This is a genomic window from Streptomyces sp. NPDC028910, from assembly GCF_055564955.1.
Genome location: NZ_JBVHVF010000048.1, coordinates 1 through 20,431 on the forward strand (window position 1 = coordinate 1; position 20,431 = coordinate 20,431).

General features: G+C 72.4%; 21 protein-coding genes. 13 read left to right on the forward strand and 8 right to left on the reverse strand.

Annotation, left to right across the window (positions count from 1 at the left end):
* Positions 1-725 (forward strand): IS982 family transposase (locus ACZ4TV_RS32985; protein WP_468138926.1); only part of this gene is annotated, 725 nt, incomplete at its 5' end.
* A gap of 22 nt (positions 726-747) precedes the next feature.
* On the opposite strand, the gene ACZ4TV_RS32990 is transcribed toward ACZ4TV_RS32985, so the two are convergent.
* A complete protein-coding gene (locus ACZ4TV_RS32990; protein WP_468138928.1) occupies positions 748-1,863 on the reverse strand; it encodes a magnesium and cobalt transport protein CorA in 1,116 nt (371 codons plus the stop codon).
* 378 nt (positions 1,864-2,241) lie between these two features.
* Between ACZ4TV_RS32990 and ACZ4TV_RS32995 the strand changes: the two genes are divergently transcribed.
* From ACZ4TV_RS32995 to ACZ4TV_RS33010, 4 genes are all read left to right on the forward strand, one after another.
* Positions 2,242-2,826 carry a suppressor of fused domain protein gene (locus ACZ4TV_RS32995; protein ID WP_468138929.1) on the forward strand — a complete coding sequence of 195 codons (585 nt, stop codon included), beginning with the start codon at positions 2,242-2,244 and terminating at the stop codon, positions 2,824-2,826.
* Between the two features lie 60 nt (positions 2,827-2,886).
* On the forward strand, positions 2,887-3,531 hold the full coding sequence (locus ACZ4TV_RS33000; protein ID WP_468138930.1) for a DUF6758 family protein: 645 nt from the start codon (positions 2,887-2,889) through the stop codon (positions 3,529-3,531).
* Between the two features lie 117 nt (positions 3,532-3,648).
* A complete protein-coding gene (locus ACZ4TV_RS33005; RefSeq protein ID WP_468138931.1) occupies positions 3,649-4,512 on the forward strand; it encodes a PHP domain-containing protein in 864 nt (287 codons plus the stop codon).
* 75 nt (positions 4,513-4,587) lie between these two features.
* Positions 4,588-5,193 carry a MarC family protein gene (locus ACZ4TV_RS33010; protein ID WP_468138932.1) on the forward strand — a complete coding sequence of 202 codons (606 nt, stop codon included), beginning with the start codon at positions 4,588-4,590 and terminating at the stop codon, positions 5,191-5,193.
* 79 nt (positions 5,194-5,272) lie between these two features.
* Here ACZ4TV_RS33010 and ACZ4TV_RS33015 read toward each other — a convergent pair whose 3' ends face one another.
* From ACZ4TV_RS33015 to ACZ4TV_RS33025, 3 genes are all read right to left on the reverse strand, one after another.
* The gene (locus ACZ4TV_RS33015) at positions 5,273-5,425 is read right to left on the reverse strand and encodes a hypothetical protein (RefSeq protein ID WP_468138933.1); all 153 of its coding nucleotides are present in this window, start codon (positions 5,423-5,425) and stop codon (positions 5,273-5,275) included.
* A gap of 94 nt (positions 5,426-5,519) precedes the next feature.
* On the reverse strand, positions 5,520-6,413 hold the full coding sequence (locus tag ACZ4TV_RS33020; protein WP_468138934.1) for an alpha/beta fold hydrolase: 894 nt from the start codon (positions 6,411-6,413) through the stop codon (positions 5,520-5,522).
* A gap of 102 nt (positions 6,414-6,515) precedes the next feature.
* Positions 6,516-8,441 (reverse strand): DEAD/DEAH box helicase, encoded by a 1,926-nt coding sequence (locus tag ACZ4TV_RS33025; protein WP_468138935.1) that lies wholly within the window; start codon positions 8,439-8,441, stop codon positions 6,516-6,518.
* A gap of 460 nt (positions 8,442-8,901) precedes the next feature.
* Here ACZ4TV_RS33025 and ACZ4TV_RS33030 point away from each other — a divergent pair, with 460 nt between their 5' ends.
* Positions 8,902-9,660, forward strand: a complete 759-nt coding sequence (locus ACZ4TV_RS33030) for a ferritin-like fold-containing protein (RefSeq protein WP_468138936.1) — start codon at positions 8,902-8,904, stop codon at positions 9,658-9,660.
* Positions 9,661-9,800: 140 nt separating this feature from the next.
* Here the strand turns inward: ACZ4TV_RS33030 and ACZ4TV_RS33035 are convergent, their stop codons facing one another.
* The 4 genes from ACZ4TV_RS33035 to ACZ4TV_RS33050 all read right to left on the reverse strand — a co-directional run bounded on the left by ACZ4TV_RS33035 (position 9,801) and on the right by ACZ4TV_RS33050 (position 11,624).
* Complete coding sequence (locus ACZ4TV_RS33035) at positions 9,801-10,100, reverse strand: hypothetical protein (RefSeq protein WP_468138948.1); 300 nt, start codon at positions 10,098-10,100, stop codon at positions 9,801-9,803.
* A 112-nt stretch (positions 10,101-10,212) separates the two neighbouring features.
* Positions 10,213-10,440, reverse strand: coding sequence for a DUF3107 domain-containing protein (locus ACZ4TV_RS33040; protein WP_468138937.1), 228 nt, complete (start codon positions 10,438-10,440; stop codon positions 10,213-10,215).
* A gap of 159 nt (positions 10,441-10,599) precedes the next feature.
* Entirely contained in the window at positions 10,600-11,238 is a 639-nt protein-coding gene (locus ACZ4TV_RS33045; protein ID WP_030385903.1) for a TetR/AcrR family transcriptional regulator, read from the reverse strand.
* 170 nt (positions 11,239-11,408) lie between these two features.
* On the reverse strand, positions 11,409-11,624 hold the full coding sequence (locus ACZ4TV_RS33050; RefSeq protein ID WP_468138938.1) for a hypothetical protein: 216 nt from the start codon (positions 11,622-11,624) through the stop codon (positions 11,409-11,411).
* Between the two features lie 130 nt (positions 11,625-11,754).
* Here ACZ4TV_RS33050 and ACZ4TV_RS33055 point away from each other — a divergent pair, with 130 nt between their 5' ends.
* From ACZ4TV_RS33055 to moeZ, 7 genes are all read left to right on the forward strand, one after another.
* Complete coding sequence (locus tag ACZ4TV_RS33055) at positions 11,755-12,723, forward strand: alpha/beta fold hydrolase (RefSeq protein WP_468138939.1); 969 nt, start codon at positions 11,755-11,757, stop codon at positions 12,721-12,723.
* Between the two features lie 5 nt (positions 12,724-12,728).
* The gene (locus tag ACZ4TV_RS33060; protein ID WP_468138940.1) at positions 12,729-14,102 is read left to right on the forward strand and encodes a DUF3152 domain-containing protein; all 1,374 of its coding nucleotides are present in this window, start codon (positions 12,729-12,731) and stop codon (positions 14,100-14,102) included.
* A 207-nt stretch (positions 14,103-14,309) separates the two neighbouring features.
* Positions 14,310-15,905 (forward strand): GT4 family glycosyltransferase PelF, encoded by a 1,596-nt coding sequence (gene pelF, locus ACZ4TV_RS33065; protein ID WP_468138941.1) that lies wholly within the window; start codon positions 14,310-14,312, stop codon positions 15,903-15,905.
* Between the two features lie 449 nt (positions 15,906-16,354).
* Positions 16,355-17,167 carry a hypothetical protein gene (locus ACZ4TV_RS33070; protein WP_468138942.1) on the forward strand — a complete coding sequence of 271 codons (813 nt, stop codon included), beginning with the start codon at positions 16,355-16,357 and terminating at the stop codon, positions 17,165-17,167.
* Between the two features lie 140 nt (positions 17,168-17,307).
* Positions 17,308-18,318, forward strand: coding sequence for an NAD-dependent epimerase/dehydratase (locus ACZ4TV_RS33075; RefSeq protein WP_468138943.1), 1,011 nt, complete (start codon positions 17,308-17,310; stop codon positions 18,316-18,318).
* Complete coding sequence (locus ACZ4TV_RS33080; RefSeq protein ID WP_468138945.1) at positions 18,306-19,061, forward strand: spherulation-specific family 4 protein; 756 nt, start codon at positions 18,306-18,308, stop codon at positions 19,059-19,061. The genes ACZ4TV_RS33075 and ACZ4TV_RS33080 overlap by 13 nt, the downstream gene beginning before the upstream one ends.
* 62 nt (positions 19,062-19,123) lie before the next feature.
* The gene (gene moeZ, locus ACZ4TV_RS33085; RefSeq protein WP_468138946.1) at positions 19,124-20,302 is read left to right on the forward strand and encodes an adenylyltransferase/sulfurtransferase MoeZ; all 1,179 of its coding nucleotides are present in this window, start codon (positions 19,124-19,126) and stop codon (positions 20,300-20,302) included.
* Positions 20,303-20,431 lie beyond the last annotated feature (129 nt).

Below are 20,431 nucleotides of genomic sequence, written 5' to 3' on the forward strand. Positions count from 1 at the left end.
GGTTCGCCCGCCGCCACCTGGCCGCCGAGTTCCCCTACCTGCCCGAGCAGTCCGGCTACAACAAGCGCCTGCGGGCGGCGACCACGCTGATCAGCAGGTTCATCCGCACCCTGGCCCGAGACACTGACCTGTGGCACGACGACGTGTGGATCGTGGACTCCACACCCGTGGAATGCGCCCGCTCACGGCCCACTGTCAAACGCTCCGACATGGCCGGCTGGGCCGGCTACGGCTACTGCCCCTCGCACTCACGGTTCTTCTGGGGCCTGCGACTGCACCTGCTCTGCACCCCCGGCGGCCTCCCCATCGCCTGGGCCCTGGCCAACCCCAAAATCGACGAACGCGAGGTCCTGGCCGACATGCTCACTGGTGACCAGGACCTGCTGGCCACCCACCCGGGGCAGACGATCGTCGGCGACAAGGGCTACGTTTCCAAGCACCTGGACACCTTCATGGCCGAGCGCGGCCTGACCCTGCTGCGGCCCAGCTATCGCAACCGCAAGCCCCGGCCGGGCGAGCACCTGCTCAAGCCGATCCGGCAGCTGATCGAGTCGGTCAACGACACCCTCAAGGGCCAGCTCGACCTCGAACGCCACGGAGCCAGGACCCCAGCCGGAGTCCTGGCCCGGATCGGGCAACGCGTCCTCACCCTGACCGCAGCGATCTGGCACAACCGGGCCAACGGCACAGCCATCACACGATCACTGATCGCCTACGACCACTGACGAAGACTTCGGACTTACTCGTCTAGAGCCAGCCGTGGCGGCGCAGCGCCCGGTGGATGGTGAAGCAGATGCCGACGATCGAGGCCATCACCATCGGATAGCCGTACTTCCACTGGAGCTCGGGCATGTGATCGAAGTTCATCCCGTACACCCCGCAGATCATCGTCGGCACGGCGATGATCGCCGCCCACGAGGTGATCTTGCGCATGTCCTCGTTCTGGGCGACCGTCGCCTGCGCGAGGTTGGCCTGGAGGATCGAGTTCAGCAGCTCGTCGAAGCCCACCACCTGCTCGTGCACCCGCGCCAGGTGGTCCGCCACGTCCCGGAAGTACTTCTGGATGTCCGGGTCCACCAGCCGCATCGGCCGTTCGCTCAGCAGCTCCATCGGCCGCAGCAGCGGCGAGACCGCCCGCTTGAACTCCAGCACCTCGCGCTTGAGCTGGTAGATCCGGCCCGCGTCGCCGCCGCGGGTGCTGCCCTTGGCGGGGGCGGCGAAGACCTCGCTCTCCACCTCGTCGATGTCGTCCTGCACCGCGGAGGCGACCGCGATGTACCCGTCGACGACGTGGTCCGCGATGGAGTGCAGGACGGCGGAGGGACCCTTGGCGAGGAGGTCGGGGTCGTCCTGGAGGCGGTGGCGCAGCCCCTTGAGGGAACCCTGCCCGCCGTGCCGCACCGTGATGACGAAGTCCGGTCCTGTGAAGCACATCACCTCGCCGGTCTCCACCACCTCGCTGGTGGCGGTCAGTTGGGCGTGGTCGACGTAGTGGATCGTCTTGAAGACGGTGAAGAGGGTGTCGTCGTAGCGTTCCAGCTTCGGCCGCTGGTGCGCGTGCACCGCGTCCTCCACGGCCAGCGGGTGCAGGCCGAAGGTGGCGGCGATCCCCGCGAACTCCGCCTCGGTCGGCTCGTGCAGGCCGATCCAGGCGAAACCGCCGTCCTCGCGGACCCGGCGGATCGCCTCACGGGGCGTCAGACACGCCGGCCCCAGCGCGCGCCGGCCGTCGCGGTACACGGCGCAGTCGACCACCGCGCTGCTCGCCGACGGGTCGCGGGTGGTGTCGTAGCCGGGCTGAGTGGGGCTGGACTTGCGCAGCGACGGGCGGACGGCCGCACGCAGGTAGGGCAGCATCGACATGGCAGGCTCCTTCGCGCGCACGGCTGTGGACCGTACGGGTGGGAGACCCTCCACCACCGCGAGCGGGCGGGCGGGCCCGGGCAGGGGGAGGGAACAGGACGGGAGGACAACGTTCTGCCGTCGCTCTTCTACTGATCAGGAGATCAAAGGGGGCGGGATGCGCCCGTCGCAGAAGTGGAAGAGCGATTGGTACTGCACGATCGACTTCGATCCACCGCAGCCCCACCTCCTCCGGCCGGTCCCCCGTAAAGGACGTCCTGTAGCCGGGGCACTGAAACGGACTTCGGCGTGCGGCCCCGAACAGCTGTCAACACTATCAGCCGACGGATGGTCAAGGCCCGCCCTTTACCCGGCTGATACGAGTTCTATGCTCGCTCCATGGCAGAAATTCTCGCCCTCGTCGAGGCCAGGCTGCGCAGCGCGTTCGGTGACCCCGACGCGCGCGCCGCCGTCACCTTCCTGGGCACCGACCGCATCGAGGTACTCCGTTTCGCCGAGGGCGACCTCGTGCGGTACGCCACCCTCGGCATGTCCGCACACCCGATGACCGATCCGACCGCCGTGGTCGCCGACCCCGTACGAGGCCCGCGTGCCGAGTTGGTGCTGACCGTACGCGGAGGACTGGCGGCCACCGACAAAGTGCTCCGGCCACTCGCGGTGCTGGCCGCATCGCCCCAGGTCGAGGGGCTGATCGTGGCTCCCGGAGCCTCGCTGGACGTGGGGGAGCCGCTCTGGGACGGGGCGCCGTTCAGCTCCGTCCTCGTCGCGGAACCCGGCGGGCTGGTGGAGGACCTGGAACTCGACGAGCCCATGGACCCGGTGCAGTTCCTGCCGCTGCTGCCCATGACGGCGAACGAGGCGGCCTGGAAGCGCGTGCACGGCGCGGCCGCACTCCAGGAACGCTGGCTCGCGCGCGGGACGGACCTGAGGGACCCTTTGCGTACCGCTGTCGCACTGGACTGACAGCCCGGACGGGTGATCGCGCCTTGACGAGGGGCCGGGCGGGGAGGAGCGTGGCTTCTTATGAGGGGTGAACCAAGTTGCCCGAAGTGCGGTGCCCGGGTCAGGGCGCCCGGACTCTTCTCCGACTCCTGGCAGTGCACGGTCCACGGCGCTGTCCACCCCCTGCAACCCGTCATCCCGCCCAGTGTCGAAGGCCTGGGCGTGGTGGTCCACCGAGCACAGGTGCCGGTGTGGATGCCCTGGCCACTGCCCTTGGGATGGCTCTTCACGGGGGTCGCGTCCGCCGGTGACGACCGCAGTGGGGGCCGGGCGACGGCCGTGGCCTGCTCGGGCCCCGGCCCGTTGGGGGGCATCGGCGAGCTGGTGCTGATCGCGGAGGAACTGGGCGTCGGCCTCGGCGCGCGGTTCGCGGGCATCGACGGCCCCGACCCCGGCGCGTACATCGACGTATCGGCGCCGCCGCACGCCAAGGTGTCCGCGGCGGGCCGCCCGACACCCCTGTGGCACCTCAACGGCGTCCCCGAGGACCGGGCCGTCTTCGCCGGCGAGGCGCGGGGCCTGTGGCTCTGGGCGGTCGTCTGGCCGGAGCAGTCCGGCCTCCTGTTGTACGACGAGCTCGTCCTCACCGATCTCCGCGACGCGGGGGCGGAGGTCGAGCTCGTTCCCTGCGGGGCCCTGACCCCGCGCATCCTGAGCCCCGACTAGAAGGCGTCCGCCCCGGCCTCGGTCAGGCCCCGCTCGGGCACCACCCGGGACGAAAGGGGGACTTCGGCCCGGTTATCCTGGAGTGTCCCCCGTCCGAACGACCCCTGGAGCCCGGCTGTGCGCATCGACCTGCACGCCCACTCCACGGCCTCCGACGGTACGGACACCCCCGCCGAGCTAATGCGCAACGCCGCCCTCGCCGGGCTGGACGTGATCGCGCTGACCGACCACGACACCGTGGGCGGATACGGCGAGGCCCTCGCGGCCCTTCCCGCCGCACTGACGCTGGTGACCGGGGCCGAACTGTCCTGCCGGCTCGACGGGGTCGGCGTGCACATGCTCGCGTACCTCTTCGATCCCGAGGAGCCCGAGCTCGCCCGCGAGCGGGAGCTCGTCCGGGACGACCGCACCCCGCGGGCCCGGACCATGGTCGGCAAGCTCCAGGCGCTCGGCGTGGACGTCACCTGGGAGCAGGTCGCCCGGATCGCCGGTGCCGGATCGGTCGGGCGGCCGCACATCGCCACCGCCCTCGTCGAGCTGGGCGTCGTACCCACCGTGTCGGACGCCTTCACGCCCGACTGGCTCGCCGACGGCGGCCGCGCGTACGCCGAGAAGCACGAGCTCGACCCCTTCGAGGCCGTCCGCCTGGTCAAGGCGGCCGGAGGCGTCACCGTCTTCGCGCACCCCGGCGCCGCCAAGCGCGGGCAGTGCGTGCCGGAGTCCGCGATAGCCGACCTGGCGGCCGCGGGCCTGGACGGCATCGAGGTGGACCACATGGACCACGACACCGACACCCGGGCGCGCCTGCGCGGCCTCGCGGCGGACCTCGGACTGCTGACCACCGGGTCCAGCGACTACCACGGCAGCCGCAAGACCTGCCGCCTCGGGGAGTACACGACCGACCCCGAGATCTACGGCGAGATCACGCGCCGCGCGACCGGGGCCTTCCCGGTGCCCGGCGCCGGCGGACGCGAGCGCTGATCGGCCGCTTACGGCCCGCTCCACCCGTTCCGCACTTCTTCTTCGCGACACCCCTCTCTCCTGCAAGGCATCACTGTGTTTGATTTCGCCGTCTTCGGATCCCTTTTTCTCACGCTTTTTGTGATTATGGACCCCCCGGGGATCACGCCGATCTTCCTCGCCCTGACCTCCGGCCGCCCCGTCAAGGTGCAGCGCCGCATGGCCTGGCAGGCCGTCTGCGTGGCCTTCGGTGTCATCGCGGTCTTCGGCGTCTGCGGCCAGCAGATCCTGGACTACCTGCACGTCTCCGTGCCGGCGCTGATGATCGCCGGTGGGCTGCTGCTCCTGCTCATCGCGCTGGACCTGCTCACCGGCAAGACCGACGAGCCGAAGCAGACCAAGGACGTGAACGTCGCCCTGGTCCCGCTGGGCATGCCGCTGCTGGCCGGGCCCGGTGCGATCGTGTCCGTCATCCTGGCCGTGCAGAAGGCGGACGGGGCCGTCGGCCAGGCCTCCGTCTGGGCCGCGATCGTCGCCATGCACATCGTGCTGTGGATCACCATGCGCTACTCGCTGGTGATCATCCGGGTCATCAAGGACGGCGGCGTCGTCCTCGTGACGCGGCTCGCGGGCATGATGCTCTCGGCGATCGCCGTCCAGCAGATCATCAACGGCGTGCTCCAGGTCGTACGAGGCGCCTGACCGCCCGGCAAGGGACACGAGAACGCCCCCGCACCGGTACCGGTGTGGGGGCGTCGACGGGTGTACGGCGTGGGCGGTGTCAGCGGGACACGGTCCCGGCCGGTCGGATCAGAATGCGCTGGCCGACAGACGCGGCGTGCTGCACGATCCGGTTGACGGAGGCCGCGTCCACGACGGTGCTGTCCACGGCGGATCCGTCGACGTCGTCCAGGCGCAGAATCTCGAAGCGCACGGGGCTTCTCCCTTCGTCGGTGTTTCTCCTTGCACAGGGTTCAACGAAGTGTAAAAGGAAAACATTCCCTACGCTAAGGAAATTTTTTCACTCGCTAACGACTGCCGGTCCAGTCGGTGCAGGAGTCCCAGAATGCGGCCAGCGCACGGGCTGTGACCTGCGGGTTCTCTGCATTGGGGGAGTGCTCGGCGCCCTCCACGATCACACGCGACGCGCCCAGGCGGTCCGCCATTTCATCCATCAGGGACACCGGCCAGGCGTAGTCCACCACTCCGGACAGCACCAGCTTGGGAAGCGGGACGGCCGCCAGCTCCTCCACCCGGTCCGGCTCCGAGATCAGCACCCGGCCCGTCACGATCAGCTGCTCGGGCACGGTGGCCAGCCACCGCTCGCGCAGGAACTCCGTCAGCTCGGGGGCATCCGGGGCGGCTTCCAACGGGTCGTGGGCCCGCATCGCCGCCCAGATCACCGCCATGCCTTCAGTCGGCGGCGCGGTGTCTGCGCCGCCCATCGTCTCCAGTGCGGTGACCAGCAGCTTCGTACGCGCCTGCTGGTCCTCGGAGATCGCGGCCGGCCCGCTGCTCATCAAGGTGAGCGAGGCGAAGGGCGACGGGTCGCGCAGCACGGCGGCGCGCGAGATCAGCCCGCCGAGCGAGTGACCGACCAGGTGCACGCGGTCCGCTCCCAGCGCGCGGACCTGCGCGAGGACGTCCAGCGCCAGCTCGTCCAAGGCGTACGACGCCTCCTCGCGCGGGCCGGGGGTCTCGTACTGGCCGCGCCCGTCGACGGCGATCACCCGGTACCCGGCGCCGGCCAGCGGCTCCAGGAGGCCGACGAAGTCCTCCTTGCTGCCGGTGAAGCCGGGGACCAGCAGGGCCGTGCCGCGGACGGGCTCACCGGCTTCGTGCACGGCGAACCCGCCGCGGTCGGTGACCAGGTGGTACGCGCGGGCGGCGGACGGCAGGGTGAGGCGCGGCGGCTTGCTCATGGCCCGAGGTTACCGGCCCGTACTCCTGCGCACCTCGCGGGTACGCCGATGGCCCCGGCCCCCTGTGAAGGGGACCGGGGCCATCGGCGCGCTACGGGAGTACTACGCCTCCGGGGAGGCCGCGACCTTGCGGGTCCGGGTGCGCTTCGGCTTCGCCGGCGCCTCCTCGGCCACCGGGGCGGCCTCAGCGACCTTGCGGGTCCGCGTGCGCTTCGGCTTCACGGGCTCCACGGGCGGGGCCATCTGGAAGTCCGGCTCCGGAGCGGCCTCCACGACCTTGCGGGCCCGGGTGCGCCTCGGCGCGACGGGCTCCAGGGGCGTGGCCGTCTGGAAGTCCGGCTCGGGAGCGGCCTCGGCGACCTTGCGGGCCCGGGTGCGCTTCGGCTTCACCGGCGCCTCGTCGGCGGCCGGGGCCTCGACCGCGGCGGCCTCGGCCACCACGGCGACGGCCTTGCGAGGGGCCCGGGTGCGCTTCGGCTTCGCCGGAGCCTCCTCGGTCACGGCGACCGGAGCGGCCTCGGCGACCGGGGCGGCCTCGATGACCGGAGCGGCCTCGACCACAGGAGCGGCGACGGCGACCGGGGCGGTCTCGACGACCTCCACGGCCTGAGCCGGCACCGCTGCCACACGGGTACGGCGGCGACGCGGCCTGCGCGGCTCGTCGGCGGCCGGAGCCTGCGGCGCGTCCGCCACGGGGGTGACGGCGGCAGCCTCGGTGTCCAGCTCCGAACCGCCACGGGTACGGCGGCGCTGACGCGGCGTACGGGTGCGCTCGGGGCGCTCCTCGGTCACCACGGCGGCAGCCGGAGCGCGGCCGCCACGGCCACCGCGGCCGCCGGTCTCGCCCAGGTCCTCCAGGTTCTCGGCCTTCAGGCCGGCCCGCGTGCGCTCGGCGCGCGGCAGGATGCCCTTGGTGCCGGCCGGGATGTTCAGCTGCTCGAACAGGTGCGGGGACGTGGAGTACGTCTCCACCGGGTCGTGGAAGTCCAGCTCCAGCGCCTTGTTGATCAGCTGCCAGCGCGGGATGTCGTCCCAGTCGACCAGGGTGACGGCGATGCCCTTGTTGCCCGCGCGGCCGGTGCGGCCCACGCGGTGCAGGAAGGTCTTCTCGTCCTCCGGCGTCTGGTAATTGATGACGTGGGTGACACCCTCGACATCGATACCGCGCGCGGCGACGTCGGTGCACACCAGCACGTCGACCTTGCCGTTGCGGAACGCGCGCAGCGCCTGCTCGCGCGCGCCCTGGCCCAGGTCGCCGTGGACGGCGCCGGACGCGAAGCCGCGCTTCTCCAGCTGCTCGGCGATGTCGGCCGCCGTGCGCTTGGTACGGCAGAAGATCATGGCCAGGCCGCGGCCATCGGCCTGCAGGATGCGGGAGACGAGCTCCGGCTTGTCCATGTTGTGCGCACGGAAGACGTGCTGCGCGATGTTGGCGACGGTCGCGCCCTCGCCGTCCTCGGAGACGGCGCGGATGTGCGTGGGCTGCGTCATGTACCGGCGGGCCAGGCCGATGACCGCGCCCGGCATGGTCGCCGAGAACAGCATCGTCTGACGCTTCGCGGGCAGGTGGTTCATGATCTTCTCGACGTCGGGCAGGAAGCCCAGGTCGAGCATCTCGTCGGCCTCGTCCAGGACGAGCGCCCGGACGTGCGACAGGTCGAGCTTCTTCTGACCGGCCAGGTCGAGCAGCCGGCCCGGGGTGCCGACGATGATGTCGACGCCCTTCTTGAGCGCCTCGACCTGCGGCTCGTACGCGCGGCCGCCGTATATGGCGAGGACGCGGACGTTGCGGACCTTGCCCGCGGTCAGGAGGTCGTTGGTGACCTGGGTGCACAGCTCGCGGGTCGGAACCACCACGAGGGCCTGCGGGGCGTCGGTCAGCTGCTCGGGCTTGGCCCGGCCCGCCTCGACGTCCGCGGGGACGGTGACCCGCTCCAGCAGCGGAAGGCCGAAACCGAGCGTCTTGCCGGTTCCGGTCTTGGCCTGGCCGATGACGTCCGTGCCGGAAAGGGCGACGGGAAGGGTCATCTCCTGGATCGGGAAGGGGGACACGATGCCGACGGCCTCAAGGGCTTCGGCGGTCTCGGGAAGGATCCCGAGGTCTCGGAACGTAGTCAGGGTGCTGCCTCTTCTGTGAGACGCGGCGCGAGGCGGCGAGGGGGGTCGTACCGTGCCGTGCTTGCAGTACTGCTACGTACGAAGCTGCGCGGGACCACTAGCCTTCGCTCAGGCGCATCTGCCGCTGAGGGGGCCCCTCGTAAGAGGCGGTACGCATGAACGTACGCACCACACCGAGGGCGGTCGGTTGGAGCCGATCGGGCCACCGACCGGGCATCCTCATTCGGATGGCCCGCCGAGTGCTCGGCAGGCGCATTACCACTGTACCCCGGAATCGCGCAGGTGTGTCGGGTGAATTCACCGGGTAGACGCGTTTAGCTGGACAGGGCAGGTGGTTCGGGGGCCCATTCGGCGGGCTATTGTGCGGAGCATGTCGACCGTAGAAAACGCCTCGCCCGCCGACGACAGCGCCCCCGGCGACGCCGCGGGTATCGCCTCCCAGGACTGGGCGACCGCCTCTGCCTCGCCGCAGTACCGGGCCGCCGTCGTGGACCTGCTCGGCGCGCTCGCGTACGGAGAGCTCGCGGCCTTCGAGCGCCTCGCGGAGGACGCGAAGCTCGCGCCCACCCTGGACGACAAGGCCGAGCTCGCCGCGATGGCCTCCGCCGAGTTCCACCATTTCGAGCGGCTGCGGGACCGGCTCACGGCGATCGAAGTCGAGCCCACCGCCGCCATGGAGCCCTTCGCCAAGGGCGTCGACGACTTCCACCGCCAGACCGCGCCCTCGGACTGGCTGGAGGGCCTGGTCAAGGCCTACGTCGGCGACTCCATCGCCAGTGACTTCTACCGCGAGGTCGCCTCCCACCTGGACACCGACACCCGCGCGCTCGTGCTCGGTGTGCTCGACGACACCGGCCACGGCAACTTCGCCGTCGAGAAGGTGCGCGCCGCGATCGAGGCGGACCCGCGCTGCGGCGGCCGGCTCGCGCTGTGGGCCCGCCGGCTGATGGGCGAGGCCCTCTCGCAGGCCCAGCGCGTGGTCGCCGAGCGCGACGCGCTCTCGACCATGCTGGTCGGCGGCGTCGACGGGATGGCGGCGGGCTTCGACCTGGCGGCCGTCGGCGAGATGTTCACCCGGATCACCAAGGCGCACACCAAGCGGATGGCGGCCCTCGGCCTCGCCGCGTAGGCCCTGGCCCGGGCCTCTCGCGGGACGTCTCGTAGGAACTCACACGTCGGCCCCGACGCGGAATGACCGCGCCGGGGCCGACGTGCATGCTCATGCCCAGGCCGACACGTATGCGGCCCGACGTATGCGGCCCGCCGTGCTCAGCCCCGCGACGGAAGTGAAAGCGGAGGTCGGTGCGATGATCGCCGGGGCCCGGATCCGGGACGGAGCAGCAGCGACAGGACCACCGCCGACACGAGCACCCCGCCGATGAAGGTCGCGGTCAGCGTGTGGTGCCCGGGGCCCAGCGCGAAGTGGGTGAGATACGCCCCGAACAACGCTCCCAGCACCCCGCTGACCAGCACCACTCTCGGGGAAGGCAGCCGACGCGCGAGCACTCGGGCAGCTGTCGCGGACAGGGCGAGGCCCAAGAGAGCGGAGCCGAGCACTTCCATCAGCAGCATGTGGTCTCTCCCATACGTCAGGGCAACCGGGTCACTGCCGTCCTACCCGAAGCGGAAGAAAGGGAAACGGCCCGGTGGAATCAACCACCGGGCCGTTTCCGACAGTTCTTCAGAGCGCGCCGAATCCGACCTTGCGCGCGCTCGGCTCGCCCAGGTCGACATACGACAGGCGGTCGGACGGCACCAGGACCTTGCGGCCCTTGTTGTCGGTGAGGCTCAGCAGCGGCTCGTTGCCGGACAGCGCGGCAGTGACGATGCTCTCCAGCTCCTCGGCGCTCAGGTCGCTCTCCAGCACGATCTCCCGGGGTGCGTGCTGCACGCCGATCTTGACCTCCACGGCTTTGTCCCTCCGACGATCCGGTTCGCGCGATCAGCCGCGCCGTACGCGGTCCACATTAGCCCGGAGAGGGGATGCGGACCGCGCGGAGCGAACACGCTGGCAGCGAACAACGGGCCGTCCGGACAAGGGGCCGTCCGCCCGCGGGCCCCGGAGGTGTCAGGACTCGGTGCCGTGCAGCGGGAAGCCGGCGATACCGCGCCAGGCGAGCGAGGTCAGCAGGCCGACCGCGGTATCGCGGGCGACCGGGCTCTCGCTGGACAACCAGTAGCGGGCCACGACCTGCGAGACCCCGCCCAGGCCCACGGCCAGCAGCATCGACTCGTCCTTGGACAGGCCGGTGTCCTCGGCGATGACGTCGGAGATGGCCTCGGCGCACTGGAGCGAGACGCGGTCGACGCGCTCGCGCACGGCCGGCTCGTTCGTCAGGTCGGACTCGAAGACCAGCCGGAAGGCGCCGCCCTCCTCCTCCACGTACGCGAAGTACGCGTCCATCGTGGCGGCCACACGGAGCTTGTTGTCCGTCGTCGACGCGAGCGCGGTGCGCACGGCCAGCAGCAGGGCCTCGCAGTGCTGGTCCAGCAGCGCCAGGTACAGGTCGAGCTTGCCGGGGAAGTGCTGGTACAGCACCGGCTTGCTCACGCCCGCACGCTCGGCGATGTCGTCCATCGCCGCGGCGTGGTAACCCTGCGCGACGAAGACCTCCTGAGCCGCGCCCAGGAGCTGGTTGCGCCGGGCTCGGCGCGGCAGTCGCGTGCCCCGCGGACGCGCTGCCTCGGTCTGCTCGATGGCTGTCACGCCGCCTCCCACTTTCTCTAAGAACACAGTGCGCTCTGCGCCGCGCCGCCATCGTACTTTTCGGTAACCGAATCTGGAGGGTTCAAGCCGAGTTTTCTCGCGGTACGGACGGCCCGGAGGTGCTGGTCAGCGGTCGGTCGGCGGTCTGTCAGGGGTCGGTCGGCGGTCGGTCAGCGGTAGTCGTCCTCGTCCAGCGGCACCACCCGCGCCTGCTCGGCGGCATCGCCGTCCGCGGCCTCGCCCTCCTCCGCACCGGTGATCGGTCCGTCCTCGTCCGGCCGGAGATCGGTCAGCTGCTCCGCCACATCCGCCTCGGGCGCCTCAGGATCGACGACTTCCACATGCGGCTCGCGGAAGGTGTCCGGCTCGTCAGGATCGACAGTCATGCCGCTCCCCTCGCTTCCTTGTGCTCACTACGAGCCTAGGAGGATCGCGGATGCGGCGCTATGCGGATCGGCTTGTGTCTGTGACCGCGAACACAACAAGGGGGGCGTGATCGTCTCGTAACATTGCCGCATGTCTTCGACCGAGCTGCCGGGCGTACGGTCCACCCCCGAGCTGTCCTCCCTGGTGGGAGCCGTCCGGGTCGCCGAAGGTGAGCAGCTGCGCACCGTCGCGCTGCCCGGGCTGGAACTGGCCGTCCGGGTGCGCCCGCCCCTGCGCACGGGGCTGGCGCCCGCGCTGTTCGTGCACGGACTCGGCGGTTCCTCGCAGAACTGGTCGGACCTCATGGCGCAGCTGGCGGACACCGTCGACGGCGAGGCCCTGGACCTGCCCGGCTTCGGCTGGTCCCCGCCCCCCGCCGACCGGGACTACTCCGTCACGGCGTTCGCCCGCGCCGTCATCCGGCACCTCGACGCCGCCGGCCGCGGGCCGGTCCACCTGTTCGGGAACTCCCTCGGCGGCGCCGTCTCCACCCGGGTCGCGGCCGTCCGGCCCGACCTCGTGCGCACCCTGACGCTGGTCTCGCCCGCCCTGCCCGAGGTGCGCGTGCAGAGGGCGGCCGTGCCGACCGCGCTGCTCGCCGTACCCGGGGTGGCGGCGCTCTTCAGCCGGTTGACGCAGGGCCTCAGCGCCGAACAGCGCACCCGGGGGGTGACGCAGCTCTGCTACGGCGACCCCTCCCGGGTGACGCCCGAAGGGTTCCGCCACGCCGTGGAGGAGATGGAGCGGCGGATGGCCCTGCCGTACTTCTGGGACGCGATGACCCGCTCCTCGCGCGGCATCGTCGACGCCTACACCCTCGGCGGCCAGCACGGGCTGTGGCGGCAGGCGCAGCGGGTGCTCGCCCCGTCCCTGCTGGTCTACGGTGGCCGGGACCAGCTGGTCTCGTACCGTATGGCGCACAGGGCGGCCGCCGCCTTCCGGGGTTCGCGGTTGCTGTGCCTGCCCGAGGCCGGGCACGTGGCGATGATGGAGTACCCCGAGGTGGTGGCCGCCGCCTTCCAGGAGCTGCTCCGAGATACCGAAGACGGCAGAGGCTGAGGACCGTGGGACGACATAGTCGCAAGGACCCCGTTCCTGCCCCTGCGCCGGCCCCTGCCCCTGCGCCGGCCCGTACGGCACCGCCGGAGCCCGCGCCCCTGCCGTACGGGGAAGCGCCCGCCGCGTACTGGCCGGAACCGGCCGTCACGCACGAGGGGCAGGTGTCACAGGACCGCCACGCACCCGGCGTACGGGCCGGGGGCCACCCCCAGCAGTACGAGCCCGGCGGCGCCTGGGGAGCCGGTCCGGACTCCGTGTACGGCGACTGGCACGGGGTACCGCGTACCCGGAACACCGCCCTCCTCGACTCCGACACCCCGGCCTTCGGCACCCCCGCGGTGGGCTTCCCGCAGGTCACCCTGGATCCGCCGGGCCCGCCGGCTCCGCAGGTTCCGCGTCCGGCCGTGCCGACGCCCGCGCCCGCGCCCGCGGCCGCCCGCCGCCCCGCGCCCGACCCCGTCACCTCCACCGGCTCGCACCGCCGGGTGCCCGGGCCGCGCAAGCCGGTCGACGCCGTCGCGCAGCCGCCCGGCTCCGGCCGGGGCCTGAAGGTCCGTACGTACACCGGTATGGCCGCCGCGGCCGTCACCACCGTCCTCGCCGTCGTCGTCGCGGGCCAGATGGCCTCGGACGGCGACGGCGGCAAGAGCGGCACGCTCGCCGCCCCCGACGACGGCCGGGCCGACACGGCCGCCTCCCGCTCCGACGGCCGCCCGACGCCGGACGTCCCGGCGGCCGCGCCCGCGGCCCCGTCCGCCGCCGCGCCCGTTCCGGAGCTGACGTACGAGCAGAAGATGGCCCAGCAGCTGCCGATCGACGCGAAACTCGCCGGTCCCGGGACCTTCGACACCGTGCCCGGCGTGGCCAAGGCCCCCGGCAAGGGCAAGCTCGTGCGCTACCGGGTCGACGTCGAGCAGGGCCTGGGCCTGGACCCGCAGCTCTTCGCCGAGGCCGTCCACCGCACCCTCAACGACCCGCGCAGCTGGGCCCACCGGGGCGCGATGACCTTCGAGCGGGTGCCGGGCGGCGCGGCCGACTTCGTGATCACCCTGGCCAGCCCCGGCACCACCGGGACCTGGTGCGCCAAGTCCGGGCTGGACACCACCATCGACAACGTCTCCTGCGATTCCGCGTCGACCGACCGGGTCATGATCAACGCGTTCCGCTGGGCGCAGGGCTCCTCGACGTTCGGACCGGACCAGATGGTCGCCTACCGCCAGATGCTCATCAACCACGAGGTCGGCCACCGGCTCGGCCACGGGCACGTGAGCTGCCGCACGCCGGGCTCGCTCGCCCCGATCATGCAGCAGCAGACCAAGTCCCTCGACGTCGACGGAATCCAGTGCAAGCCCAACCCCTGGGTGTATCCGGGCGGTTGAGGCACCACGGGACAATCCGCGTGGACACCCCCAGTACTTCTAGCGTGCTCGAACGCGAACCGTACGGGAAAGTTACGACTCTTCACCCCTTCCGGTGGCGCGACGGACAACCGTCCGTCGCGCCTTCGGCATATCCGCTTGAGTTCTCCCGCGGCGGGTCGCCTGACCGACGGCGACCGCCTGAACGGGAGATCGGGGGTGCCACTCGTGCGGATCGGACTACTCACGGAAGGTGGTTATCCGTATGCGACGGGAGAGGCGAGGCTGTGGTGCGACCGGCTCGTACGCGGGCTCCCGCAGCACGAGTTCGAGCTCTACGCACTGAGCCGCAGCGCCGAGCAGGAACGCACACGGGTCCCGCTGCCCGAACACGTCACCCGCGTCCGGACGGCGCCCCTGTGGGCCCCCGCCGACGACGGACGGACCTACTCCCGGCGTGAGCGCCGGCAGTTCGTGGACCGCTTCGGGGAGCTGGTCCACGGGATCTGCGCCGGCGAACCGGAACCCTTCGCCTCCGGGCTGTACGGGCTCGCCGGACTCGCCCGCGCACAGGGCGGGCTGTACGCGGCCCTGCGCTCCGAGTCCGCGGTGCGGGCGCTGGAGTCCGCCTGCCGGGCGCCGGGCGCGAGTCGCACCGTACAGGTGGCGCACGTGAGCGACCTGCTGGAGTTCGTGGACGAACTGGAGCGCATGCTGCGGCCGTTGTCCCTCGACTGGTACGAGGAGCCCGGCGGTCTCGGCGCGGTCGACGTCTGCCACGCGGCGGCGGGCGGGGTGGCGGCCCTCCCCGGACTGCTGGCCAAACGCTTCTGCGGGGTCCCGCTACTGGTCACCGAGTACGGGGTCCAGCTGCGGGCCCACTACCTGGCCCGGCCCGATTCCCAGCACGCGCCGCAGGCCCGCCCCGCCGTACGGGCCATGCTCGCGGCCTTCCACCTGCGGCTGGCCGCCGAGATCTACGCCCGGGCCGACCTGCTGACCCCCGGGAACGCGCACGCCCGGCGCTGGCAGGAGCGGTGCGGGGCCACCCGGGAGCGGCTGCGAACGGTCTACCCCGGGATGGAGGCGGACCGATTCGCCACCGTCGGGGAGGCCGTGGACTGCGGGGACCCCGACACGCTCGTGTGGGTCGGCCGGATAGAGCCCGCCAAGGACCTCATCGCCCTGCTGCACGCCTTCGCCGAGGTCCGCCGGGCCGCGCCCCACACGCGGCTGCGGATCTTCGCCACCGCCGTGGCCCCCGGCTACCTCGCCGACTGCCGGTCCCTGGCCGCGCAGCTCTTCCCCGACGAAGCCGCGGACGCCGTCACCGTCGGGGAGAACCCGGTCACCTTCGAGGAGATCGGCGGACCCGAAGCCCCCACCCCGGCCGACGCGTACGGCGCCGGGCGCGTCGTCGTGCTGTCCTCCGTGATCGAGGGCTTCCCGATCACCCTGACCGAAGCGATGTTCTGCGGCCGGGCCACCGTCTCCACCGACGTGGGCGCGGTCTGCGAGGTCATCGGGGGTACCGGGCTCGTCGTCCCGCCGCGCAATCCGCGGGCGCTGGCCGAGGCCTGCCTGTCGCTGCTGCGGGACCCCGAACGGGCCCAGCGGCTGGGCGCCGCCGCCCGGGCGAGGGCCCTGGAGCTCTTCACCGTGGACCAGAACGTGGCCGCCTTCCAGGAGATCTACCTGCGGCTGCTGGCCAAGGGCTCCGCGCGGCCGGACGGCGAGATCCCCTTCGAGCGCCCGGCGGAAGCGCGGGTGCCGGGGCACTGGACCACCCCCACCTGGGCCCCAGCCACGGAGGCGAACGCATGACCACCGTCGACCCCGAGATCTCGGCCCACCCCATCTCAGCCTGGCAGCAGCCACCCTCAGCCCCGCCGGAGCCGAACCCGGCCCTGCCGGAGCGACCCTCGGCATCGCCGGAGCCCAACCCGGCCCTGCCGAAGCCAAACTCAGCTTCGCGGGCGCAGCCACCCTCAGCCTCGCCGGCGCCCAAACCAGCCTCGCTGGAGCCAAACTCAGCTTCGCCGGCGCAGCCAAACTCAGCCTCGCCGGCGTTTGAGGCGCGGGGTCCGGGGCGGAGCCCCGGCGGCGGCGGCGCACCGGACGATTCGGCCTCGCCTGCGCCAGATGACATCGCGGGTGCGGCGCCGCCGCCGGGGGCTCCGCCCCCGGACCCCCGCGCCTCAAACGCCGGCGAGGCTGAAGGTGGCGGGGCTGGGATCGTCCGGAGGCGGGCTAAGGGGGACCCCGTCAAGGCGTTGCTGCACCGGCACCGGGAGCTGTGCGAGCGCGCCGTGGATCCGCTGGAGATCGCCGCCGGCCTGGAGGCACACGGCATCACCGACCGCACCGCCGCCCGCTTCCGGCACCGGGACGTCTTCACGCTCGCCGAGGAGCTGTACGCCCGCAGCCCGCGCCGGGAGGTCTCCGCCGCGCCCACCCCGGTCCCGGCCGGGCCGTCGGCCTTCCGGGGCTTCGGCTGCGCGCTGCTGCCCGGCGCCTTCGCGTCCGGCGCGGCCGCCGCCGGGCAGCCGTGGGCCGGGTCCGTCGCCGTGGCCGTCACCGTCGCCGCCCTGGTGTGGCCCGGGAGGGCCGCCGGCGCCCGGTTCCGCCACGCCGCGCACGCGCTCGCCGCCGTCGTCGTCGGCTGGGCCGCGTACCGGCACGGCGCCGCCCTCGCGGTCGGCCTCGCGCTCGCCGTCGCCCCCGGGCACCTGGTCGCGGCCGCCTTCGCCGCCGGGGCCCGGGCCCGGCTCGACGGGAGCCGCGCCCTGGAGGACTTCGCGGACCGGGCCCGTCCGCTGCTGATCGCGGCCGTCGCCGTGTTCACCGGGGCCGCCGCCGGGGCGGCCGCGCTCGCCGGAACACCGCTCGCGGTGGCCGTGCCGCTCGCCCTGCTGCTGTTCCTGACCCGGCTCCTGCTCCGGCACGGCGCCCACCGCGGCCCCGTCGCCGCCGCCCTCGCCCTCGCCCTGATCCCCGTCCCGGCGGCGGCCCCCGCCGCCGCGGCCGGACTCCTCGTACACGCCGTCCTCGCCCTCTCCCGGGCATCCGCCCATGCGCGGCCCTGACGGCCCTGACGTCCCCGGGACGTCCACCGACCTCCGGAGCCGACGCCGAGGCGCTGTACCCGTACCCCGCCCCATCCACCCACCCGTCCGCAAGGAGAAACAGACATGACCGGCCAGCCAACCAACCAAGGGGTCACGCGATGAGGGTGCTGCTGATCGGAGCCAACGGATACCTCGGCCGCTACGTCGCCGACCGGCTGCTCGCCGACCCCGCCGTCCAGCTCACCGCGCTCGGCCGCGGCGACGACGCCGACGTCCGCTTCGACCTCGCCACCGGCAGCCCCGGCGCCCTCACCCGTTTCCTCGACGCCGTCCACCCGGGCGTCGTCATCAACTGCGCCGGCGCCACCCGGGGCGGGGCCCGCGAGCTCACCCGGCACAACACCGTCGCCGTCGCGACGATCTGCGAGTCGCTGCGCCGCAGCGGCTGCGGTGCCCGCCTCGTCCAGCTCGGCTGCGCCGCCGAGTACGGGCCCAGCCAGCCCGGATCGTCCACGGCCGAGGACGCCGTGCCGAGACCGGGCGGGCCGTACGGAGTCAGCAAACTGGCCGCCACCGAGCTCGTGCTGGGCTCCGGGCTGGACGCCGTCGTCCTGCGGATCTTCTCGCCCGTCGGCCCCGGCACCCCCGCCGGATCCCCGCTCGGCCGGCTCGCCGAGGCCATGCGGCGCGCGATGCAGTCCGGCGACGGCGAGCTCAAGCTCAGCGGGCTCGGCGTGCAGCGCGACTTCGTGGACGTACGGGACGTGGCGCGGGCCGTGCACGCCGCCTCCCTGTCGGCCGCCCAGGGCGTGGTCAACATCGGCACGGGCCGCGCGGTCCGGCTGCGCGACGCGGCCGCCGTACTGGCCCGGGTCGCCGGGTACGGAGGCGCCCTGCACGAGCTGGACGTACCGCACGGCGGACCGCAGCAGGCGCACGCGCACCCCGGCCGCCCGGCCGGGCTCGCCGCCATCGGATCCCCCCGCTCCGAGGCCACCGCCGAGCAGCTCGCCGCCGCGGCCCCCCAGCCGTACCCCTATCCGGACGGCTGCGGCGCCTGGCAGCAGGCGGACGTCCGTACCGCCCGCGACCGGCTCGGCTGGCGGCCCCGGATCAACCTGGAGGAATCCCTCGCCGACATCTGGATGGAGGCGGCGTGCCGCATCTGACCACCCCACCGGGAGCCATGACCGCCGCCGCGACCGAGGCCGGCCGCCTCGGCCTCGGCATCCCCGGCTACGCGCACCCCCTGCTCGCCCCCGTGGAGTGGGCCGAGCTGACCCGCCCCGGCACCCCGCTCCACTGGGCCGTGCTCAATGTCACGGACGGCCCCGGCGGGCGGCCCGACCCGCACTGCACGGAGGCGGCCGCGAAGCTGCGCCGCGCGGGCGGCACGGTCCTCGGCCATCTCGCGATGCGAGACGGATCGCGGACCTTCGGGGAGCTGATCTCCGACGCCCACCGCTTCCGTGACTGGTACGGGGTCGGCGGTTTCTACCTCGCCGGGGCTCCGGCCGACCGGGCGGAACTGGCCGCGGTGCGCCGGGTCGTGGACACCCTGCGGGGTCTCGGGGAGGACCTGTGGATCGTGCTCGGCCACGGCACGCATCCGTACGAGGGCTATGTGGAGGCCGCCGACCAGTTGGTCACCTTCTCCGGGGCCTGGGTCGACTACCGCTGGTCGCAGGTGGCGGAGTGGACCGCCGAGCACCCGGCGGAGCGGTTCTGCCACCTCGTCCACGGAGTGCCGCGCACGCACCTGGAGGAGGCGATGCGGATCGCCCGCTGGCAGGGCGCCGGCACCATCTGGTTCACGGACCGGCGCGCCGTCGGGGAGGGTGACGCGTGGGCCTCCATGCCCGCGTACTGGGACGAAATCGTCTCACGGATCGGGACGAGTGTCTTGGAATGAAGACGGGCGTGGCAGTGTTACGGGGAGAACCACCCTGAAGACGTCACCACTACGGAGTCCCCGTGTCGCTGCCACCCCTGGTCGAGCCAGCTGCTGAGCTCACCGTTGACGAGGTCCGTCGGTACTCCCGCCACCTGATCATCCCGGATGTCGGGATGGACGGCCAGAAGCGCCTGAAGAACGCCAAGGTGCTGGCCGTGGGCGCGGGCGGCCTCGGCTCGCCCGCCCTCATGTACCTGGCCGCGGCCGGCGTCGGCACGCTGGGCATCGTGGAGTTCGACGAGGTCGACGAGTCGAACCTGCAGCGCCAGATCATCCACAGCCAGGCGGACATCGGCCGGTCCAAGGCCGAGTCGGCCCGCGACAGCGTACTGGGCATCAACCCGTACGTGAACGTGGTCCTCCACGAAGAGCGGCTCGAAGCCGAGAACGTGATGGAGATCTTCAGCCAGTACGACCTCATCGTCGACGGCACGGACAACTTCGCCACCCGTTACCTGGTCAACGACGCCTGCGTGCTGCTGAACAAGCCGTACGTATGGGGTTCGATCTACCGCTTCGACGGCCAGGCCTCGGTCTTCTGGTCCGAGCACGGCCCGTGCTACCGCTGCCTCTACCCGGAGCCCCCGCCGCCGGGCATGGTCCCGAGCTGCGCCGAGGGCGGCGTGCTGGGCGTGCTCTGCGCGTCCATCGGGTCCATCCAGGTCACCGAGGCCATCAAGGTCCTCACGGGTGTCGGCGAGCCGCTGGTCGGCCGCCTGATGATCTACGACGCCCTGGAGATGCAGTACCGCCAGGTCAAGGTCCGCAAGGACCCCGACTGCGCGGTCTGCGGTCCGAACGCGACCGTCACCGAGCTCATCGACTACGAGGCCTTCTGCGGCGTCGTGTCGGAGGAGGCCCAGGAGGCGGCCGCCGGCTCGACGATCACTCCCAAGCAGCTCAAGGAGTGGATCGACGCCGAGGAGCCCATTGAGATCATCGACGTCCGCGAGATCAACGAGTACGAGATCGTCTCGATCCCCGGCGCGAAGCTGATCCCCAAGGGCGAGTTCCTGATGGGCACGGCCCTCCAGGACCTGCCGCAGGACAAGCGCATCGTCTTGCACTGCAAGACGGGTGTCCGCAGTGCGGAAGTCCTCGCGGTCCTGAAGTCCGCGGGCTTCGCGGACGCGGTGCACGTCGGCGGCGGCGTCATCGGCTGGGTCCACCAGATCGAGCCCGAGAAGCCGGTCTACTAGCAGTCACGGAGTCACCCGGAGGGGGGGGGGGGGGGGGGGGGGGGGGGGGGGGGGGCGGGGGGGGGGTGGGGGGGGGGGGTGGGGGGGTGGGGGGGGGGGGGGGAGGGGGGGGGGGGGGGGGGGGAAACC